The sequence below is a fragment of the Companilactobacillus hulinensis genome, from assembly GCF_003946555.1.
Classification (GTDB): Bacteria; Bacillota; Bacilli; order Lactobacillales; family Lactobacillaceae; genus Companilactobacillus; species Companilactobacillus hulinensis.
On sequence record NZ_RHOO01000007.1, the window covers coordinates 67,600 to 87,610 of the forward strand.

Sequence of the window (20,011 nt, forward strand, 5' to 3'; positions counted from 1 at the left end):
ATAAACCCTCTTATTCTTTTATTAAATTCAGAATTTCTTCTGTTGTTTTTGCCTTTTTGATTGCGGAAACAAAATCGTCATCCATCAATCTTCCAGACAAATTTGCTAGCATTTTAAGATGCTCATTTCCTTGTGTAGCTGGTGATACTGCCATTAGGAAAATAATATTGACCTTACTGCCATCTAATGAATTCCACTCTAACGGTGTTTTGTTTTTTGCAAACATCATTGTAGTGTCAGTCACAGACTCACTTTTGCCATGTGGAATAGCAATGTTCTTGCCTATTCCAGTAGTAGTCATCGATTCACGTTTCAAAACATCCTCATAAAAACCTTCGGTGCTTGAAATATTTCCATTCTTTTTTAGTATCTCTGATAATTGTTCAATGGCTTCATCTTGAGTATGTGCATCTAGATCCATGACAATATTTTTTTCAGAAATAAAACTACTTAACTTCTCACTCAATAAAGTCACCTCCTAATAACTTCAAAATTTCATCTACGCTTGTACTATTAATAACTCGCTTCAATAATGGTTTATTTTCTAGGACATCATTGAAATATTTATATATCTGTTCGACCTCATCTTGGACTTCATGATTAATAGTTATAAAGAAAACTAAATTAACCTCATGACCGTCCCAATCGATGCCATCTTGATTCACATAAATAGAAATGCACGGTTTAATAACATATTTCACAGGCGCATGCGGCATAGCAATGTTATCCATGGAGGTACTTGCTAAATTCTCTCGATTAATGGCGGCATCTCCAATGTCATCCTTGCAATACTTCAGCGTAATTAATTTTCTACTTATTTTCTTAATGACATCGTCTCTTTGTTCTCTCCCCTTACTTACAAATACCAATTTGGAATTAAGTAAGCGTCCAAAACTATTAGAATCATGTCGATTGGATAATATATTTTTTGTAACACTCCTAATTCGATTAACTGAATTAGGATCTAGAAAAGGTGGAACTATAACAACAGGAATATTTGGTACATCGAAATTAATAGTACTAATTACTAAATCTTCACTTATAGGATTATGTTTTAAAGCCTGAATAGAGGTAACTCTAGTAATATGTATACTTTCTGGAAAAAACTTTTTAACTCTTTGTTCCAACAATCTTGCTGTACCAAGGCCTGTGCTACAAACAATCGCAACATTGACCATGCTTTTCTTTCGTTCCAAAAATGCTTCAATATGAAGTGCTATATAAGCGACCTCATCTTCATTCAAAGTTATGTTGAACTTCTGTTCAATTGCTGAACTAATATCAATTGATTCATTGTAAGCTCTTGGAAAATATCTTTTAATATCATCCGTGTATGGATTGTGTAAACTAAGTCCCAAATATAATCTTTTTAACGCCGATGACAGATGAACCGTCAATCCGTTAATTAAAATATCGTCATAATGTTTTAATACTTTTCTCAAGTAATCACTAATGGTTACTTCTTTAAATGGTGTCTTAGATTCAGAGATATTTCCTTGATCAAAAGTTTTCCCTTCAGCAGCCAAAATATGAATATTGATATATTGCTGTTCATATTCTGGAATTTTAACTTTGAACTTCTTTTCAAGTATTTCTATCAAACTGATTGTATTTTCTTCTAACTTTTCAGATTCTTCTCCCTTTTCTAGGGTCTCATCTTTGGTGATCCGTTCCATCGAGATGATCAAATGAATTGCAAGAGATTGGAATTCATAATCAGAAAACTTCAAGTTTCCTAGCTCTTCAAATTCATCCAGAGACTCTAGTACCTTCTTAAAAACTTCTTTACTGAAAAACGATTGCATTTCGGTTGGGAGTTGAAGCTTGCTATGTATCTCTCCTTTCTCATTTCGGGTATACATGGTATTACCCCAATACATCGTCAATAACTCGGACATTAATTTTCTCTTAGCAGATTCGGAAGCAACTATTTTAATGCCTTCATGAGTTGTTTCAATAAACGCATCATATCTGGCTAGTAATTGCTTAACTTCCTTGAAGTCACTCTCAAGAGTACTTCGACTAACAAAGGCTCTATCCGCTAAATCTTGAATTGTCTGAGCGTCATTGGACAACAACAACTTCGACAATATACTAACTACTCGCTCTTCTTTGGTTTTAGGCAAATCAGAGTAATACTCATTTTGAAACACATTGCTCAATTCTGAAGTATTACCTTCAAGGTAAATTCCCACATTTCTCTTTCTAACTAAATCAATGAGGTATTCACTTAATACCTCTTCTATCTCATCCAGATACTTGGTAATTGTCTTTCGAGATCGACCAATGCTTTTCTCTATATCAGAATAATGAATGACATCTGAATCAAGAAGTAATTTAACTACCTTTAATTCTTGTTGGTTCAATACATCAATTGGTTGACTAATTTCATTCACCCCCCTGATTACAAATTCAATTATAAGTTGAAAACGGTTTCTTAAATATTCAAAAAAGTACACTTATAATAGTGTACTCAAATATCAATTGGAAACTTATTTAAAATATAATGATAATTCCGTAACTAAAAATAGTATAAAATGTATTTTCAATTACAAATAGATCCCGTAGCTCATTTCTAATAAGACGCAAAAAAAAACAGCCATTACGGCTGTCTTTTTTACATACAAATCACGTTAATCATCACCCATTATAATATCAATTATCAACCTAATTTCATCTGAACCTATTTTGATATTATAGTGTTTCTCTAATGGTTCGATAGCATGATGAACTAATGTAAATAAATCTTCATTTCTAGACATAAATTCACTTAGATCCGGTTGTCCATCAAGCTTTTCATTTCTGATAATTCTTTCAACCATCCCTGCTTCATGAATAATCAGCAGGATACGCTTATTCGTAGCAAATGTCTTTCCCATCAATTTTTCCATATTTAATACTGTCTTATCAGTAAGACTAATTAATTGATTAGGATTCAAAATTGAAACACTAGAAATCATACGTTTAATTGTAAAATTGATCAAAAGTGAATCTTTCAATTCTGAATAATCCATCTGTTTGGCTTTATTGAGAATATTTATCAATTCGTCAATATGCTCTCCTGATAATAATCCATCTAATGATAGATACGGAATACCATTGATTCCAGGATTGGCAGTTCCAACTATTGCCAGAACATCATATAGTTCAAATGGAAGTTCACTTCTTTTATTCTTCGATAGCTTATTATAATCGTATGGAATAACCTGAATATCGACATTAAATTTCTTAAGGCTATTATTTATTATCTCTTGAATTTGTACCGCACTTCCCATGCCAGAGTGACAACATGTGATAATGGCTTTCTGCAGTTTTTCCTTAGGTAACAACAATTTACTTTCAAGTTGGTTTTCTTGCTTTACTTTTTTACCAATATCTTCCATTGTTGAGTTTCTTAAAATCATGTTACCAACGTTCAACGCCACAGGCGTAGAAACATGATCAATTATCAATATAGGTACATTTAGTTTTTCATTTATTTGGTTTCCCAACTGATTTAACGAACCCATATCAATTAACAATACTAATCCTTTATTCAAATCAACGGTATTTATATAATCGACCAATTTTGCTTCGATATCTTTAGTAGTTGTATCAATTGGCATATCTATCGCTTGGAAAACATTATTTTTTAACATTCTATTGGCAACATTAGCCAAACTACTTGCCGTCGAATATCCATGTGCCAGAATCACAGAATGAACATATGAACTAGATATTCTTTCACTATTCTTGGCCACATACAATGTAACCATTAATAAATCTTCATCGAGAATTTCTCGTTCCATTTTATCTGATAGCAATGTCAATATTCTATTCGAAACCTGAAATGATTGTTCAAATGTTGTTTTTACAATACTTATAATACTATTTTTATTTTTTTGCCAAATATCATTTTTTTGTAAAACAGATTGAAAATTCTTAGATCTTAATAAAGTTGCAATTGAAATAATTTGATTACCGTCACGCTGATAACCGTAACTTTCTTCCATAAATTTAAAAACAGACTTAATTTGATAGACCAACAACTCATACTCTGAATCTTTAGAAGTATTATATTCAGTTTGAAATAATATACTATCGAACAGCATATCGACATTTCTGCTAATTCTTTCAATGAGTTGATCCTTCTTCATTTTTTGATTCATATAATTCCAAATAAGATCAATCGTACCTTCATATATCTTTTTTAAAACATTAGTTATCTTATTTTCATGTTGTGGCAAGTCCTGCTTGTTGTAATCATAATTTACATACTCACTAGATTCACTCTTCAAATCCATTCCCTTGACTAAACTATTGTAATAATTAACAGGAATGTTAGACATGTTAATATTTATAATTTCACTATTATTTTTCAATTTAGCATATGCATTACCACTAGAGTATTTAATCAGATTCTTTAACTTTCCAATATTTCCTTCCATGTCTGCGGAAGCTAATGTGGATATTAATTGATTGGATACCCTTAATTCATGTTTTAAAACCTTGCTTTCATTCATGAAAAAATAATCAATTAAATTTACTCTTTCATTTTGTGGCCGATCACTGAATCCAGGAATATTTACGATTACTGGAATTCTTCTGATAAATGTTGGCAAGAATGTGGAGTCCAATGTTTCCGTGGTAGCAAAAATCAATCTAACATTAGCTGTTCTCTTAATACTGTCATCACCAATAGGGGAATACTTTCCAGTATCCATGAATGAAAATAGTTTCTCTTGTCCACTTTGAGTAAGGCGATGAACTTCATCTAGAAATAATATTCCACCATCAGCATTAGCAATTAATCCTTTTGTATCTTTTTCAGCACCAGTAAAAGCTCCTTTGGTATATCCGAATAACAAACTTGATAGTAATTCAGGATTATTAAAATATTGCGCACAATTCAAGGATTGCATTTTTGCCTTGGACGAAATCAATTTTTTCTCCTGGCAGTAATCATATATCTTATGAGCCAAAAATGTTTTTCCTGAACCACTCGGACCCATCAACATAATGGGTAATCCTTTACCAGGATATAATGTGGCGGTTTTTATTTCTTCAATTTGATTTATAAGACTTCCATCTGATCCAATAACTTTATCAAACACATCTATATTCGAATTATTTGACTTGAAATTCATATCTTTAAATATTTCATCAAAATTCATATAGTCATCTTTAACACTATTTATGTTCTCTCGTAAAACCTTTTTGGAAACATATTGCACTGGATGAGTTTGTATCTTAGCAAATTCACCAGAATCGTAGCCCTCATTTAAATATCTACTGGTAGTACTACGAGATAGTTTAAGAACATTCGCAATATTACCTGTCTCCAATAAGGTACCATCTCTACTTTTTATGGCATCCTGAGTTACCTTGTCTAAATATCTTTCAACTTGATTTTTTGACATTTGAACCCTCCTCATCATGTGTCTTTTTACAATAGGGATATTTAACTTTCACTAACTACGACAAAATACTACATTGCAATCAATGTAGTATTTGCCATCAGACTATAAGTTTTGAATTAGTATTCTAGTTTCCACATGTAACGACGTTTTGTTAATGGGTGTTTTCTTGCTTCAGCTAATTTTTCAGCATATACACGCATTACACCTGTAATAATCATTGGATTTAAGTAATCAATAACATTTTCAGATGCAATATCTGCTAAACCATAATCCTTAGCATCAATTGTTGTAACTTTGGCATCAAAACGTTGTAAGAATGTTAATGCTCTGGCATCCAAATGACGTGTAGGTCCATCATTCATAAACAATAGATATGGTACATTCTTTTCTGTCATTTCAAATGGGCCATGGAAATACTCACCGGAATTCAATGTTGGGGCTGCGATCCATTGCATTTCCATAAATAGGAAGCTAGCTGTTGAATATGCAACATCATAAGTTGCACCACTTGATAATACGTAGATTAAATTATCGTCTTTATATGCATCAGCAAATTGTTGAGCTGATGGTCCAACACTTTTAACAGCGTTATTGATCAATCCATCAATCTTAGATAATGCATCTTGCATTTCATCGTAATATTCATATCCTTCACTTGTTTGAAGAATTTCAACAGCTAATGCCAATACATTCTTTGTCTTTGCTGTTTTAGCAGCATAACTTTCGTGGAATCCATGAACTACTACGAACTCAGCAGCTTTTGTTAAAGGTGATCCTTCAGAGTTAGTGATCGAAATTACATGTGCTCCAGCTTTACTTGCTACTTCTGTTGCTTTAACTGATTCAGGTGTTGTACCACCTAATGATGCAACGATAGCGATTGTTGACTTACCTAATGATGCTGGTGTGTCATAGTTGAATTCATTAGCAGTTGATAGACTTACACGTAGCTTTTTAGCAGTCTTTTCCAAAAAGTATTTTGCGGGATATAAGTCAGCCATTGATGCACCACATCCTACAAACATTACATTTTCAATATTTGGTTCCTCTTTAAAAATCTTAGCTACAATTTCCTTTGGTGTTGCCATAATAAAATCCTCCAATTAATTTAATTAATATATTTGTTTGATTTTTTCTGATAACAATTAGATCCTCTAGCTTGAATCAAACATAAACTCTCCCATAATCAATCACCCTCATTATTTTTAAGCTTTTAGAATCCCGAGTACGCTGGCCAAAATACCACCGACGATACAAATTGCTAGAATCCATCCAGTTTTAACTTTCTTTTCAATTAACCAATACATAAACATTGTCATTATCACCGGAATCAATTTTGGAAGAATGTCATCTAATGTTGACTGAAGTTTGAATGTTCCTCCCATATGAATCGGTGTCGTTAATGTAATCATGCTTGCTACCATTGAACCAATTACAATAAGACCAACTATTCCGGCAATATACATAACTCTGTCCATTGCACCTTCGGAGTTCAATTTTGAAAGGAATTGATTACCCGCTGTGTAGCCCCATTTAGCACCATACCAAGTTACTAAATATGCAGGAATGAACGAAATCAGTAGTGCCAAAACTGGTCCAAGAATATTACCCTGTCTAGCAAAATTAATACCTAGACCGAATGCCAAAACTTTAATGGTTCCTTGAAAGAAGGAATCACCAATACCTGATAGCGGACCCATCAAACTGGATTTAACAGCACTGATTGATTCTGGATCAAAATTATCTGGATCCTTTGCATACTGCTCTTCCATTGATGAAGACAGCCCTAATACAAACGCAGAGGTTTGTGGCGTACAGTTATAAAACGATAAATGCCTCTTATATGCTTCCTTTTTCTTATCTATGTCTTTTGGATCCTTATAAATACGATCCAATGTTGGTGCAATTCCATATAGAAATCCCAAATTCATTTGACGTTCATAATTCCATGAACCTTGAATTGCCCAAGAACGCCAGAAGAATTGCCAATATTTTTTATTTAGTTTTTTCTTATCTGATTTAATTTCAGTATCCATAAATCTATACCTTCCTTCTCTGACGTTATAGTGAATCTAATGAATCATCATCTTGTTTTTGTTCTTTACCATTGTTATTTATTTGATCCAATATGATGGCTGCCAATACTGCAAAGAAGGCAATTCCTGTAACACTTATTCCACCATATGCTGTGATTAAAAACCCTATAAAGAAGAACGGCGCCATCTTTTTTGTCATCATTGTTGAAAGCAATAATGCAAATCCATATGCTGGTAAAACAGCACTTGCTACTGTTAATCCATTTGTTAACCAAGTAGGAATTACATTAACTACTTGTTTTACTAAATTAGTTCCGAAATAAATTGCTACGAATATTGGAATGAAATAGCCTAAAGCATATAGAACCATTCCCCATATAATATGAAGATTCGTCGCCTTTTTGAATTTACCCTCATCAATGAATTTTTCTGCCATGACATTGAATGAAGACATCCCCATACGAATAACGATTCCTAATAATTGACCTAACACAGCAATAGGTATCGCAATTGTCAATGCTGTTTCAGGTGAGGCACCAGATAGAATCGAAAATGCCGACGCAATGATTGAACCCATTGCCATATCTGGTGGTGCAGCAGCACCAACGTTAACCAATCCTAATGAAATAAGTTCTAGGGTTGCACCCACCATGAGTCCTTTAGTTACATCCCCCAGGGCCAATCCAACTAGCGTACTTGCAATAAGAGGTTGCTCAACGTTCAAACGTCCGAAAAATCTTGAATCAAGGATAACGATGATACCGATAATTCCTAAAATAAGAGCTTGCCAGAACATTTGGATCACTTCCTTATAGTTTGTTGTTTAATTCTTCTCTATTGGTCGTTGGAATCTGTTGCATATATAATTTAATTCCTAATGCACTCAAGTCCTTTGAATCTTGAATTTCCTGTTGATCCATCGAAATGGTATTACTGAACCTTTCTGAATATTCCTTTGCCGGAATACCACCGTAATTGATTTCCTTTAAGTCTTTATATGCTTTAGCAAATGCCAAAGTGGATGAAGTATTTCCAAAAATCAGCATGACCTTTTCAGGCAATTTTTTGATTTTATCAATATTTTCAATTGCCGTATCAACTGAAAAAATGTTCAATTTAACTCCCGTTGGTTTAGATAAACTCAATGACATTTTCTTAAATTCATCATTTGCGGATGTATCATCAATGACAATAATCCGCTCAATTCCTTCTGACTTAGTCCATGAAAAAATTACTTGTCCATGTAATAATCTGTGGTCGATCCTACAAAATTTGATCATCTGTATTCATCCTTTCTTTTAAAACAAGTTTGTTTACATCGATTAATGCTTTCTGACTATCGTTAATAATATTTTCAAGTTGATCATCAGAAATACTTTCATTCGACTGCTGCCAAATTTGTAACTGCATTGCTAAAGGAAGATTCATTCCCGTAATTACATATAGATTTGAATGATTCTTTAGCAATTGCATCATTTCGTTATTTACACTCCCTCCCAAAAGATCAGTCAAAATAATAATCTGTTCTTTTGAATTTTCGCTTACAAACTTTTTAACTTTCTCAATTGACGAAGTGTCATTATTTATATAAGCCGCAAAGGCCATTACTTCCTTATTGTCGCCAACAATCATGCTTAAAGTTTGTTTCATGCCCACTGCCATATTGCTATGACTTATCAATATTATCTTCATACAACCACTTCCTATTTATCCGTTCACCATACTATAAGCAAGGACCGTGCCAACTTGTCTAAAAGCCCAGTAGCATAGGATTATGACACATAACGCACACATTGCACACCTCATATCAAAAAAGTGATGCACACTTCCAATGCACATATGTATTATTTTAATATACAAAAAAAAGACAGCCATGCGGCTGTCTCAAAACATTTCATAACTATTAAAATTTAACTTTAATAGTCATTACTCCCATTGGATCAATAGACAAGTTTCTATCAACAGATTCTTCGATTGCATTAACTCTGACATAATCACCATTGAATATAGCGGAATCCAACGTCATAACTGTCGAACTAACATTTTCAAATCTAATAATATACGAGTCTTTGTCAGTATAAGATGGATAAATTGCACTTACCAATAAATCATCTGGTAAATCAATTACAGATTTATCTTTAATAGAAACTTTATCAAAACTTGGTCTTTGTATCTTATTATCTAATCTACTATCAAACAAATTCAAATCCTGTATTTGATAATTAGGACAAGCAAGTCCATTTGAGTTACCCGCTTGAGCTAACTTGTTAAAATCTAAACTGTTATGGAATTCTACTTTGAATTCAGATGATACATCACCTAATAATTCAGCGTCTGGAGTTTGCATCATAATATGTCCACGCTTAGTAGTATCTCCTGATGCTCTACCGGGCCTATATACCAAATTAGGCTTCCCAAGTTCATTAGTTGAAGATAACAGCGTCAACCAAACAACATCGTCAGTATGTTGATATTCTGTAAAGCTATTGGAACTCACAGAAACATTATATGAGTTATTACTTAGAGTTACGTTGTTATCAAGCGGATAAATATCCACAGGTTTTTCAACCCAATTGGATTCATCTTCAAAACAACTTTGTCTTTCAATATAACCAAATGGTACTGATGCAATATGCTTATTAGTGTGAATCCCTGTCTTAAATCCAATACGCACTCTGTGATCCAATACAGTATTTTTAAAATCAAAATTGCATCTCATTTTGGCATCATCAGATAACAGTAATATCGTCAACTTATAAGAAGTTTTTTTAGTTTTGCCAGAATATCGTTTCTGAATATCTGAGACTGGTAATTCCTCATTACCAGTTAAAATCATTCTAGAAAACTCGGAATGACGTTCTACAACGCAACTATTAAACTCTAGCATTGTTGTACGTCCATCTTTCAAAGGAGAATAATCATAAGTATCTCCATCGTTGGGTGTATCTTCAATTAAAACTGTGTTGGTTAAATTCGTGTCACCAAATTGCACATTCAATTTACCATCATCAAATGATAGCTTCAGTTTAGAATTACTAATTGAATTATCAGAACTCTTAATATTTTCTTCCAGAGATTCATCGTCGTATTGAAATACTTTGAAACCTAGTGATGGCAACTGGATTTTTACCAAAATATCTGAAGTATAATATCCCGCTTCTTGTCCATAATGATCTCCAGTTTCATCTTGCATCAAGACATTTTCCCTAGGTTGTGTATATTTCTGTGATAATACATCAGAATTGAAACCTATTAATTTGGGATTATTATGTGCTGTTATCAAATTCAAAATCTTGTAGCCATTAAATTTGTGGGCCTCGGTGTTAAACACCAATACTTCTTTATTTGATAATCCAATTTTCTTAGAAATCATATTCTCGATGATGTTAATAATATCATCACTAATTTCAATTCCTTCTTTTAGACGTTGAATTATATCTCTTTCAACGGGATCAGTGACACTTCCTGCCATACTGTCATGAGCTTGACTCTTTAGTAACTTTTCCCATGCTCTGATTAGTAATTGCTGGCTAACATCTACATCAGTGGCCTTTGCAATAACCATCATTGGTTCAACTTGCTTAATCAAAAGGTTCTCTAGCTTCTTGGCAGTATATTTTATATTCATTCGGCTAGAACTACACGTTCTGTGGACTCTAGCTAACACTGGGTCAATGAACTCACCGACATAGTCAGTTAAATCATTATTCCTTTCGACTGTATTAATAAAATCCTGATAAGTTGAAATTTCATAGTCATACTTACCCATTTTATTAATATTATCTACCTTATGTTCAAAGTTCTTAATAACGTCCAACTGATCATTTCCAGATGGAATCAAAATATTATTACTCTTTTCGATTTTAGAAATGAAATCAACAGCAGAATCCAACCGTTTATCTACATAATCATGTGTATCATCTAGGAACATCCCTGTCCCATATCCTTGCGGCATATTAATGGCGGTAACAGAATTCTTCTTACCTAACGATTTCCAATTGAAATATAATGATCCAACTTTTTTTGGATTGATACCACGCCAAAATACAAAGTTTGATAATCCTAATTCATTCAATACTACCGGCATTTGAGAATTAAATCCGAAAGTATCAGGTAAATAGCCTACTTTCATATATTTACCATACTTTTGAGAATTGAATATTCCCAACATTCCATTACGAATCAATGATTCACCCTGAATATGAAGTGCATCTGGTTGTGTATACCATGGTCCAATCAACAATTGATCATTTTTGACTAGCTTTTTGACCCTATCTTCCATTTCTGGACGTATTGAAATATAGTCATCCAGAATAGATATCTGACCATCTAGAGTGAAACTCATTTTGGGATAATTCTCCAACTCAACAATTGCATCAGTAAATAATTTATCACTCAAGGCAATTGAATCTTCTGATGAAAAATACCATTCTCTGTCCCAATGTGTGTGATTAACAATTGTTACGTGTTTCATTAGCTCTCCCATTCTTCTTCAGAGAAATCATTATCTTGACTATCATCAATTGATGTCTCGTCAGAATCTTCATTTACTTCAACATTTTTTCTAACTAGCAAAGTTGCTCCTGTGATAAATGCTGAACCTACAGCAATACCAAGAATATATACTGGCCAGTTATTAACAGCAAACCAACCATAGAATCCACTAATAGGTGCTTTATTAACAGCGCCTAAACCAACAGCAATCGCACTACCTAAGGCAGAACCAATAACGTTAATAGGAATAATCTTTAATGGTGATTCTAGTGCAAATGGAATGGCACCTTCACTAACACCGATAAGTCCCATAACAAATGATGCTTTACCAGCTTCATTCAATTCTGGACTGAATTTTTGTTTTTGAATCATTGTAGCTAATCCCAAACCAATAGGTGGGATAATAATAGCAACTTGTGCAGCAGTATTTGGATCGTAAACACCACTTGTTAATAGAGCCATGGCTGTTGTAACAGCGGCTTTGTTAACTGGTCCACCTAAGTCAAATCCGACCATTCCACCAACGATAGCAGCTAACAATACTCTGTTAACACCAGTCATTGACTTCAACCAACTTGCTAAACCTGCATTCAATGCAGCGAATGGTGCACCTATGACATACTGTATCAATATTAATGTGACTAACGAACCTAAAACTGGAACTAAGAACACTGGAACAACAGATTTCATTGCTTCTGGCAAATGGATATGATCAAACATGAATTTTGCTGAATAACCAGCAATCAAACCTGAAGCTAATGCACCCAAGAATCCGGCATTCATGTTAGCAACAAGAACACCAGCTACCATACCTGGTGCAATACCACCTTTATCTGCAATAGAATAGGCGATAAATCCAGAAATAATTGGGAACATTAACCCTAGTGCAAGACCACCCCAACCATCATCTGTATGTAAGAATTGAATAATTACGTTAGAACTGCTTGCCCATTTTTCATCCCAAATATTTGAGATTCCAAATGCTGAAGCACCGATTCTAGAAATTGCCATTAGAACAGCACCAGCAATAACAACTGGAATCATGTACGAAATACCGGTCATAATATGCTTTTCAAGATTTTTCCACATAGACTTGTTCATAATATTTCCCTCCTAAAACAATTTAGTTAGAACTATCAGCTAATGCCAAAGCATCATTGATAACTTTTTTGGCATCTTTAATTGGATCACTAACATTGATATCTAGAATCTTCTTACCATCAAACCTTTCGGCATCTCTTACTTTTGTATCAGTAGCAAAAATAACAGCTTCCCCAATTTGAACATCTTTTTCATTTAATCTGTTACCAATGCCAGTAGCACCCTGTGTTTCAACTTTAATTAATACATCCATTGATTTTGCAGCTTTTCTAAGTGCCTTTTCAGCCATATATGTATGTGCAATTCCTGTTGCACAAGCTGTAACTGCGATTAATTTTCTTTTCATTGTTCAACTATCTCCTTATTCTTAAAAATATTAATAATGTCATCTTTAGTAGTAGCTTTGTCTAAAGCTTCAATTACATCATCGTCCATTAAACTTTGAGCTAATAACGACAGTAACTTCAAATGTTCGTTTGATGCGGATTCAGCTGGAATAGATAACATAAAGATAATGGAAACATCCTTACCATCGAGTGCATTCCATTTTACCGGTTTGCTTAACTTAGCAAATGCAACAGATGATTCTTTTACTGATTTGGACTTACCATGTGGAATGGCAATTCCTCCACCAATACCAGTAGTTCCTGTTTTTTCACGTTCAAGTACTGAATCTACATAATCATCAACATTGTCGATCACTCCTGTTTTTAAAAACATTCCTGCCATATCTTTAATAACAGCTAATTGATCATCTTCTTTAATGTCAAAACTCATTTGGTCTTTATTCAATAATTCTAAAATCTTCATAATCTTCATCCTCTCAATAATTCAAAAATTTCATCCACATTGTCACTTTGTACAATCTTCTTAATTAATTTTTTATCGCTTAGAATATCCCAAAACCTGTCATAAATTTGATCCAACTCACTTTGTTTTAAATTATCTTTTAACGCTATAAAGAAGATCAAATTAACTTTTTGAGTACCCCACACGATTGCTTCATTAGTCTTTAATACTGCAATGTGTGAAGTGTTAACAAATTTAGGATTTGCATGCGGTGTTGCCAAATTATCAAAAGATGTAAATGACAACTGCTCTCTTTTAATAGCACTTAGTTCAGCATTAGGTTTCAGTATTTTTTGAGATTCAAGATGATTACAAAGTATTTTGATAGATTCTTGCCAATCATTCGTATCTCTTAACAAAATATTGTCTCTCGAAATCAGTTTTAAAAACGGCTGTTTCTCAATCAAATTACTTTTCAAATTTCCTTCAACGATTCCAATCTTATTTTTCAAATCTTCGGTTGAAGTAACAGGACTAACATATATGATTGGTTTGTCATTCTGTGGTAATTCAATTGTGCTAATAATCAACTCAATATTCTTCAAACTTGCCTTTAAGTACTTCTCATATGAATAAATCGATACAATTTTTAATTCCGGAAAATCATTTTTGATTCTAGCGGCTAATAACTGGGACGTACCAAGTCCGGTACTACAAACAATGATGATTCTAAAAGAATCCCTATCTGATCTATTTCTTTCTAGAAATGCTTCAAAATGTAGTGCCAAATATGCAGTTTCATCATCATTTATTTTCAATCCATAATGATTCTCATAACTCTCTTTCAAATGAACAGCCATCTCATATGCATTAGAGTATTTCTGCATTATCTCTTTGGTGTAAGGATTATTTATCGATATACCCAGTCTCCATCTATTCATGGCTGAATTTATATGCAACAAAAGTCCTTGATACAATTGCTTATCAAACACTCCTGTCTTTAAATAATCGAGTAGCAAATTATCATCGTTTAGCTTTGAAGGAACTTTATTAAATTTCTTTTCGCCGGCAGCCACGAGATGCAACTGCAAATAATAAATCTCCTCTTTTGGAAACTTGATATTTAGTGTCGATTCAAGAAGATTGATAAGTTCTTGTGACTCACTGGAATATGCCTTTGCCGATCCCCACTTGCCACTAGTTACAAACTTTCCTTTTCTTACACGTTCAATAGCAATTAACAAGTGAACTAATAAAGATTGATATTCATAGTCATTCAGTATCATTTCCTTATCACTAATGAACCTCCTCAAAATCTCATCCACCGTGGTGATTAATTCCTGAGAAATTGAAAAACTACTGTCAGTTAAAATACTTAACTTTTGATTTGAAAATGTTGAAAATCCTTTTTTGAAGAATTGCTTCTCAATCAATCTGGTTAGCAACTTTCTTCTGTGATTCTCATCAATATCGAATCGAATACCTTTTCCCAATTTTCTCTGTAAGTGAACACCTAAAGGTTTGATTTTTAATTCAACGTTATCGATATCTTCTGAAATAGTTTGACGGTTCACATAATACTTATCTGCCAAATCTTGAAGCGTTAGATAACTATCAGAATTCAATAATTGACTGAACACCAACTCTCTTCTTGTTTCATCATCTAGATACTGATTGTTATTCTTAAGTTCAATATTAGTCAGAACTTTTAACAAATCAGAATCTTTACCCTCCAGATAAACCCCAATTCGAGGTTTCTTAATCAACTGAACATCAAATTTCTTAAAAAATGGCTTTAAATTAGATAAATCAGAATAAATTGTCTTAGTCGAAACTTTCAGTCGATTGGATAATTCATGTGCATTTAAAGGAGGAAGATCAGATTTTTTTTCGTTTCCAACTAGTATTAAAACTAATTGAATCTGTCTTTTGTTCAAATTCATATCCTAACCTCCAAATAGAATATAGCATCTAAGTAAGCGCTATCAAATATGTTTAACTTCCACATTAATGTGGAACTTCCTGTTTAGTAAATAATTTTGATTACTCAATCATATCAAAAGCAACAACCTTATCTATGTTAAACTAGTACTAACAGCAATAAACAAAAACAAACAGGGCGATAAACAATATGAAATATACATACAAAATGAAAGCATCACAAGAAGCTGTCTATCAAGCACTTATGCGTGAGCAACTTCATTATTTTCAACAATTCATCCCTGGTCTAAAGAAACTCAGACCCAGAGTTGAAATTAGTAAGACTTTGCAAACTAAGCAAAGTAAGAAACCTGTCCAAACTACGATCAAGGTATCTGAAATCAGACAACCTGATCTATATGTTCAAGAAGCTGACAGTGCCAACGGCTACATCGTTCAAACTTTCAACGTTGTAAAAACTGGTGACACTTCAGAACTTGTATATTCTGAAGACATGTACACGACTAAGGGTGGTGCCAAGCGGGGTTATGGTCTATTCACTCCTCTTTACAAACACTCATTCAATTCTGCATGTAAGAAACGTGGCGCATATTTAGATAAGGTTGCGCTTGACCGTTTCACCGCTGATGAAAAATCAAATACTGATAAAAATATTAAAACTAAGATATAGCATTTGAAATCAATATCACATACCACAGAGTACATTTTTGGTGTATGGTAAATCACTTACAAATCCTAGATATTACGAAGCATTACTTATAACCTGATAAAGTCTAATAAGTAATGCTTTTATAAACCTTTAAATAATAGATCTCATATGCCCAACTTTTAGAGGAGGATTTAATGACAGTCGTGCTTATTTGGCTACCGATTATAATATCTGCATTCGCATTAACAATTAGTTACTTAGCATATCGTTCAACAAAATCTAAAATAAAAGTGCGGATCCCAGACACAGCAACGATATTTCCAAGTGGAGCTGCCTACTTATATATTGATGAAAATTCTATTTTCCCTATTGGACCTGGAGTCCATACAACTATTGAATTCATTAATTATGGCGACAAAGATATAAGTTACTTTGATCTAGATATTTTAAATAAAGCCGGTGAATATTCTTGAATAGTTACTAGATCATCAATATCTCAACTAATTGACAAACCTACTAAAAATATAAACATGATTACTCAAGACGGAATCGAACCACAAAAAATCCCATCAGATTCTTTCGAAATAATTCCCGCCCACACATATAAGAAAATTGATATTTTAATACTTAATGTGCCTTCAAGTGCAACTGATATTCCTATAATCTTTCAATTATCTAAAACTCCCAATATTATATTTCGATTAAAGACCTTTATAAATTCACCTACTGGTAAGAAAATAAAAGTATCTGGAACTAATAACCTTGAAAGCTATCCTGAATTTGTTGAATTTCCTATATTCAAAGAGAATCTCGACAAAATTGATAAGAAAATGCGCTCAAAAATCGACAAAGTACACAATAATCTCAGAAACCACGGTACTCCCTTTGATAAAATCAAATACAACAAATACTAAAGATTAGGCTTACCATTTGTTTTTCTTTACACCAATTCAAATACTTGATAGAATTAATATAGAAATAAGAAATAGTCGGTATGGAGACGTTAAACCCATGTCCAGTTCAAAGGGGAGACTTTATATATAAAGCCTCCCACTTTTTTTATTTAGGAATGAAAAATACATGACAACCAATAATGTTAGTTTTGAGGATAAAGTTCCTAATATAATTATTCAATCTGCTAGAAAATATAATAATGTTTTCCAAGACTGGGAATATCTAATTTACTCTAGTAATACTGTTTTACGGCCGTACTATATTGTGTCTGGTAAAAATCGAAATTTCTTTCACTTAACAGGATTAAAATCCAATCTATTTCCAAATCAATTTTATAAAAAAGCCTTACAAGGTACATTGAATAAATCTGATTTCAATATTCCAAACAAAGGAAATGTTAGAAGAAAATTAAAATCATTGGAAATATTTCCAGACATGTTTCTACCCAAATGGAACAGTAAAAACTTGATAATAACTGAAGAATATGAAAAAAATAATATTCATTGTCAATTGGCCACAACGGACGGCAAAGCCATTCTGGGCTTTACTGATGATAATAATTTTCTTGTACCAAGAACAATTTTAAAAGGAAATATTACTAATCAACGATTGTGCACTGTTGATGCCATCTTTGCTAGGCATAAGAACTCCATGCTATTTACCGACTTTATTTGGGGAAATCTTCAAGATTGTAATACAAATGACGACTTAGATATTCTTGTTGGTATCAACAAGATGATTATAAGGGTATAAAAAAATGTTCAATCAACTTTAAAAGTTGATTGAACATTTTTATTTTCTAAAAATTAATTTGTACTTGTAGCAGTATCTGAATCAGAATCGTCATTCTTCTTCAAATTCTCCATAACAAAGTCCAAAGCCTTCTTAGAATCACGAGTCAAAGCAATGTATTGTTGACCCTTTGTAGCAACTAATTGAATGCCTAAACGATCTGTATCGGCCTTCAAATCATCATAATATGTTCTAACTTGTGGAGCCAAAACAACTAAGTCAAAGTTTGGAAGAATATCGTGATGTGAACCATAAGCTCCGGCACTAGCCATAATAGGAACATTATATTGTTTAGCACCGTCTGTTAAAGCGTTAGCTAATTGTTCACTTGTACCACCACCGGCACAAAGGACAAGAACTCTAACTTGATGATCTAATTTCATAAAGTCTGATGAATCTGAATCTGTTGAAGCTGGTGTATCTGTAGCTTTTGTATCATTTGACTTTGTATCTGTTGTAGCTGCTTCTGGAGCGGCAACGGCTGCACCTGCTGTAGCACCGGCAAGTTCAACACCGTCTGTAGCTGTAGCGTCATCTTCTGCATCAACTGCTGCTTCTTGTTTAACCAATGAAGCATCATAAGCTCTACAGAATGGTAGGTAAATCAATGTATCTAGTGTCAATAGAAGTACCATCAATAGTAATGAGATTGGTTGGAAGTTAGTATCGAAGAATGCACCGATAGGACCAGGCAATGCCCATGACAAGATATATAAGAATCCATGCATACCCAAAACATCAATAAAGAATTTACCAATTAAGACGTTCACAACTGGAGCTAGAACGAATGGGATGAAGAAGTATGGGTTCAAGATAATAGGAGCACCGAACAATAGAGGTTCGTTAACGGCAAACATTACAGGAATAAATGATGCTTTACCAATAGCCTTCAATTGTTTAGATTTCATTAAGAACATGAAGATAAATGGAACAACGAATGTAGCACCAGTACCACCAAGTTCACCAATATAATTACCGAAGTTTTCTGTTAGTGAGTGGAATGGGAAGTGGCCAGCTTTTAGTAATGCCAAGTTAGCTGTTGTGTTACCGTAAAGTGCAGCTGTGATAGCTGGCTTTACAACTGAAGGTCCGTGAATACCCATGAACCAGAACAAAGGAATAAGGAACCAGATAATTGCCATACCAACATAACTCTCAGCACCTTTGAACAATGGTGCGATCAATGTAGCAATGATCTCTGAGAATGGAACGTTCAACCATGCACGTGCGGCAACATCAATGAGACCCATGGCAATGATTGAGAATGAGAATGGGAAGATATCACGGAAGGCTTGTGAAATGGCACCAGGTACTTCCTTAGGCATCTTAATAGTAATATCTTTTTCAACACAGTACTTGTAAATAGCAACTGACAAGAATGCTGATACGAAGGCTGAAAGAATACCTTTTGTACCAAAGTAGTCGCCAATGAAGGCACCGGATTTAGTTTGACCAATAGCCAATAGCATGAATCCAGCCATTGAAGCCATTTGTGTAGAAGTAGCATTAATGAAACGGCTACCCTTAATACGTTGGTTCATAGAACCTGTTAAGGCTCTAGCGGTCGTACCTGCAACATAGAATCCAACGAATCCCATGGTGTAATTGTAGATCTTATTGAACCAGTCATTCAAACCAACAGGTAGAGTGACATGGAACAATGGTGGAATAGACGTTAACATGATGAAAACAGATGAGAACAAGATAATTGGCATTGCTGCTAAGAATCCGTCCTTGATAGCCATCAAATAAATATTCTTTGAAATCTTATCAAAGAACTTTTGATGCTTTTCCAACTTATCAATGATAAATTGCATGACATACACCCCTTTTGTATTTTTAGCTCGTGGGTCATC

Annotated in this window: 18 protein-coding genes; 4 read left to right on the forward strand and 14 right to left on the reverse strand. The window is 33.6% G+C overall.

Annotated elements, in window-relative coordinates; translation table 11 throughout:
• Window positions 1–10 precede the first annotated feature (10 nt).
• From EKM66_RS05595 to EKM66_RS05655, 13 genes are all read right to left on the reverse strand, one after another.
• Window positions 11–475: a PTS sugar transporter subunit IIA gene (locus EKM66_RS05595; RefSeq protein WP_225426562.1), complete on the reverse strand. Its 465-nt coding sequence runs from the start codon at window positions 473–475 to the stop codon at window positions 11–13.
• Window positions 459–2,396, reverse strand: coding sequence for a BglG family transcription antiterminator (locus EKM66_RS05600; RefSeq protein WP_164505054.1), 1,938 nt, complete (start codon window positions 2,394–2,396; stop codon window positions 459–461). Before EKM66_RS05600 ends, EKM66_RS05595 begins: the two co-directional genes overlap by 17 nt.
• Window positions 2,397–2,633: 237 nt before the next feature.
• Complete coding sequence (locus tag EKM66_RS05605) at window positions 2,634–5,399, reverse strand: sigma 54-interacting transcriptional regulator (protein ID WP_164505055.1); 2,766 nt, start codon at window positions 5,397–5,399, stop codon at window positions 2,634–2,636.
• Window positions 5,400–5,515: 116 nt separating this feature from the next.
• Window positions 5,516–6,487, reverse strand: a complete 972-nt coding sequence (locus EKM66_RS05610) for an SIS domain-containing protein (protein ID WP_125762466.1) — start codon at window positions 6,485–6,487, stop codon at window positions 5,516–5,518.
• A gap of 117 nt (window positions 6,488–6,604) precedes the next feature.
• Entirely contained in the window at window positions 6,605–7,435 is an 831-nt protein-coding gene (locus EKM66_RS05615; protein ID WP_125762468.1) for a PTS system mannose/fructose/sorbose family transporter subunit IID, read from the reverse strand.
• Between the two features lie 25 nt (window positions 7,436–7,460).
• Window positions 7,461–8,231 (reverse strand): PTS mannose/fructose/sorbose/N-acetylgalactosamine transporter subunit IIC, encoded by a 771-nt coding sequence (locus EKM66_RS05620; RefSeq protein WP_125762470.1) that lies wholly within the window; start codon window positions 8,229–8,231, stop codon window positions 7,461–7,463.
• Between the two features lie 13 nt (window positions 8,232–8,244).
• Window positions 8,245–8,715 (reverse strand): PTS sugar transporter subunit IIB, encoded by a 471-nt coding sequence (locus tag EKM66_RS05625; protein ID WP_125762472.1) that lies wholly within the window; start codon window positions 8,713–8,715, stop codon window positions 8,245–8,247.
• Window positions 8,699–9,127, reverse strand: coding sequence for a PTS sugar transporter subunit IIA (locus tag EKM66_RS05630; protein ID WP_125762474.1), 429 nt, complete (start codon window positions 9,125–9,127; stop codon window positions 8,699–8,701). The genes EKM66_RS05625 and EKM66_RS05630 overlap by 17 nt, the downstream gene beginning before the upstream one ends.
• 211 nt (window positions 9,128–9,338) lie before the next feature.
• The gene (locus EKM66_RS05635) at window positions 9,339–11,909 is read right to left on the reverse strand and encodes a glycoside hydrolase family 38 N-terminal domain-containing protein (RefSeq protein ID WP_164505056.1); all 2,571 of its coding nucleotides are present in this window, start codon (window positions 11,907–11,909) and stop codon (window positions 9,339–9,341) included.
• Window positions 11,909–13,030, reverse strand: coding sequence for a PTS fructose transporter subunit IIC (locus EKM66_RS05640; protein ID WP_191988033.1), 1,122 nt, complete (start codon window positions 13,028–13,030; stop codon window positions 11,909–11,911). The genes EKM66_RS05635 and EKM66_RS05640 overlap by 1 nt, the downstream gene beginning before the upstream one ends.
• Window positions 13,031–13,052: 22 nt before the next feature.
• Entirely contained in the window at window positions 13,053–13,376 is a 324-nt protein-coding gene (locus EKM66_RS05645) for a PTS fructose transporter subunit IIB (protein WP_125762478.1), read from the reverse strand.
• Complete coding sequence (locus EKM66_RS05650; protein ID WP_164505057.1) at window positions 13,373–13,840, reverse strand: PTS sugar transporter subunit IIA; 468 nt, start codon at window positions 13,838–13,840, stop codon at window positions 13,373–13,375. The genes EKM66_RS05645 and EKM66_RS05650 overlap by 4 nt, the downstream gene beginning before the upstream one ends.
• Before the next feature lie 5 nt (window positions 13,841–13,845).
• Window positions 13,846–15,762 carry a BglG family transcription antiterminator gene (locus tag EKM66_RS05655; RefSeq protein ID WP_125762482.1) on the reverse strand — a complete coding sequence of 639 codons (1,917 nt, stop codon included), beginning with the start codon at window positions 15,760–15,762 and terminating at the stop codon, window positions 13,846–13,848.
• Between the two features lie 188 nt (window positions 15,763–15,950).
• Here EKM66_RS05655 and EKM66_RS05660 point away from each other — a divergent pair, with 188 nt between their 5' ends.
• From EKM66_RS05660 to EKM66_RS05675, 4 genes are all read left to right on the forward strand, one after another.
• Window positions 15,951–16,430, forward strand: a complete 480-nt coding sequence (locus EKM66_RS05660; RefSeq protein WP_125762484.1) for a DUF3284 domain-containing protein — start codon at window positions 15,951–15,953, stop codon at window positions 16,428–16,430.
• 173 nt (window positions 16,431–16,603) lie between these two features.
• A complete protein-coding gene (locus EKM66_RS05665) occupies window positions 16,604–16,882 on the forward strand; it encodes a hypothetical protein (protein WP_125762486.1) in 279 nt (92 codons plus the stop codon).
• A gap of 57 nt (window positions 16,883–16,939) precedes the next feature.
• Window positions 16,940–17,323 (forward strand): hypothetical protein, encoded by a 384-nt coding sequence (locus EKM66_RS05670; RefSeq protein WP_125762488.1) that lies wholly within the window; start codon window positions 16,940–16,942, stop codon window positions 17,321–17,323.
• A gap of 166 nt (window positions 17,324–17,489) precedes the next feature.
• Window positions 17,490–18,116: a PBECR4 domain-containing protein gene (locus tag EKM66_RS05675; RefSeq protein WP_125762489.1), complete on the forward strand. Its 627-nt coding sequence runs from the start codon at window positions 17,490–17,492 to the stop codon at window positions 18,114–18,116.
• A 53-nt stretch (window positions 18,117–18,169) separates the two neighbouring features.
• On the opposite strand, the gene EKM66_RS05680 is transcribed toward EKM66_RS05675, so the two are convergent.
• Window positions 18,170–19,972: a PTS lactose transporter subunit IIBC gene (locus EKM66_RS05680; protein ID WP_125762492.1), complete on the reverse strand. Its 1,803-nt coding sequence runs from the start codon at window positions 19,970–19,972 to the stop codon at window positions 18,170–18,172.
• Window positions 19,973–20,011 lie beyond the last annotated feature (39 nt).

What these genes read in the sequence shown, in the direction of transcription:
- EKM66_RS05605 (WP_164505055.1), bottom strand. Translation starts at nt 5,399, where the DNA reads ATGTCAAAAAATCAAGTTGAAAGATATTTAGACAAGGTAACTCAGGAT.
- EKM66_RS05610 (WP_125762466.1), bottom strand. Translation starts at nt 6,487, where the DNA reads ATGGCAACACCAAAGGAAATTGTAGCTAAGATTTTTAAAGAGGAACCA.
- EKM66_RS05615 (WP_125762468.1), bottom strand. Translation starts at nt 7,435, where the DNA reads ATGGATACTGAAATTAAATCAGATAAGAAAAAACTAAATAAAAAATAT.
- EKM66_RS05620 (WP_125762470.1), bottom strand. Translation starts at nt 8,231, where the DNA reads ATGTTCTGGCAAGCTCTTATTTTAGGAATTATCGGTATCATCGTTATC.
- EKM66_RS05625 (WP_125762472.1), bottom strand. Translation starts at nt 8,715, where the DNA reads ATGATCAAATTTTGTAGGATCGACCACAGATTATTACATGGACAAGTA.
- EKM66_RS05630 (WP_125762474.1), bottom strand. Translation starts at nt 9,127, where the DNA reads ATGAAGATAATATTGATAAGTCATAGCAATATGGCAGTGGGCATGAAA.
- EKM66_RS05635 (WP_164505056.1), bottom strand. Translation starts at nt 11,909, where the DNA reads ATGAAACACGTAACAATTGTTAATCACACACATTGGGACAGAGAATGG.
- EKM66_RS05640 (WP_191988033.1), bottom strand. Translation starts at nt 13,030, where the DNA reads ATGAACAAGTCTATGTGGAAAAATCTTGAAAAGCATATTATGACCGGT.
- EKM66_RS05645 (WP_125762478.1), bottom strand. Translation starts at nt 13,376, where the DNA reads ATGAAAAGAAAATTAATCGCAGTTACAGCTTGTGCAACAGGAATTGCA.
- EKM66_RS05650 (WP_164505057.1), bottom strand. Translation starts at nt 13,840, where the DNA reads ATGAAGATTTTAGAATTATTGAATAAAGACCAAATGAGTTTTGACATT.
- EKM66_RS05655 (WP_125762482.1), bottom strand. Translation starts at nt 15,762, where the DNA reads ATGAATTTGAACAAAAGACAGATTCAATTAGTTTTAATACTAGTTGGA.
- EKM66_RS05660 (WP_125762484.1), top strand. Translation starts at nt 15,951, where the DNA reads ATGAAATATACATACAAAATGAAAGCATCACAAGAAGCTGTCTATCAA.
- EKM66_RS05665 (WP_125762486.1), top strand. Translation starts at nt 16,604, where the DNA reads ATGACAGTCGTGCTTATTTGGCTACCGATTATAATATCTGCATTCGCA.
- EKM66_RS05670 (WP_125762488.1), top strand. Translation starts at nt 16,940, where the DNA reads ATGATTACTCAAGACGGAATCGAACCACAAAAAATCCCATCAGATTCT.
- EKM66_RS05675 (WP_125762489.1), top strand. Translation starts at nt 17,490, where the DNA reads ATGACAACCAATAATGTTAGTTTTGAGGATAAAGTTCCTAATATAATT.
- EKM66_RS05680 (WP_125762492.1), bottom strand. Translation starts at nt 19,972, where the DNA reads ATGCAATTTATCATTGATAAGTTGGAAAAGCATCAAAAGTTCTTTGAT.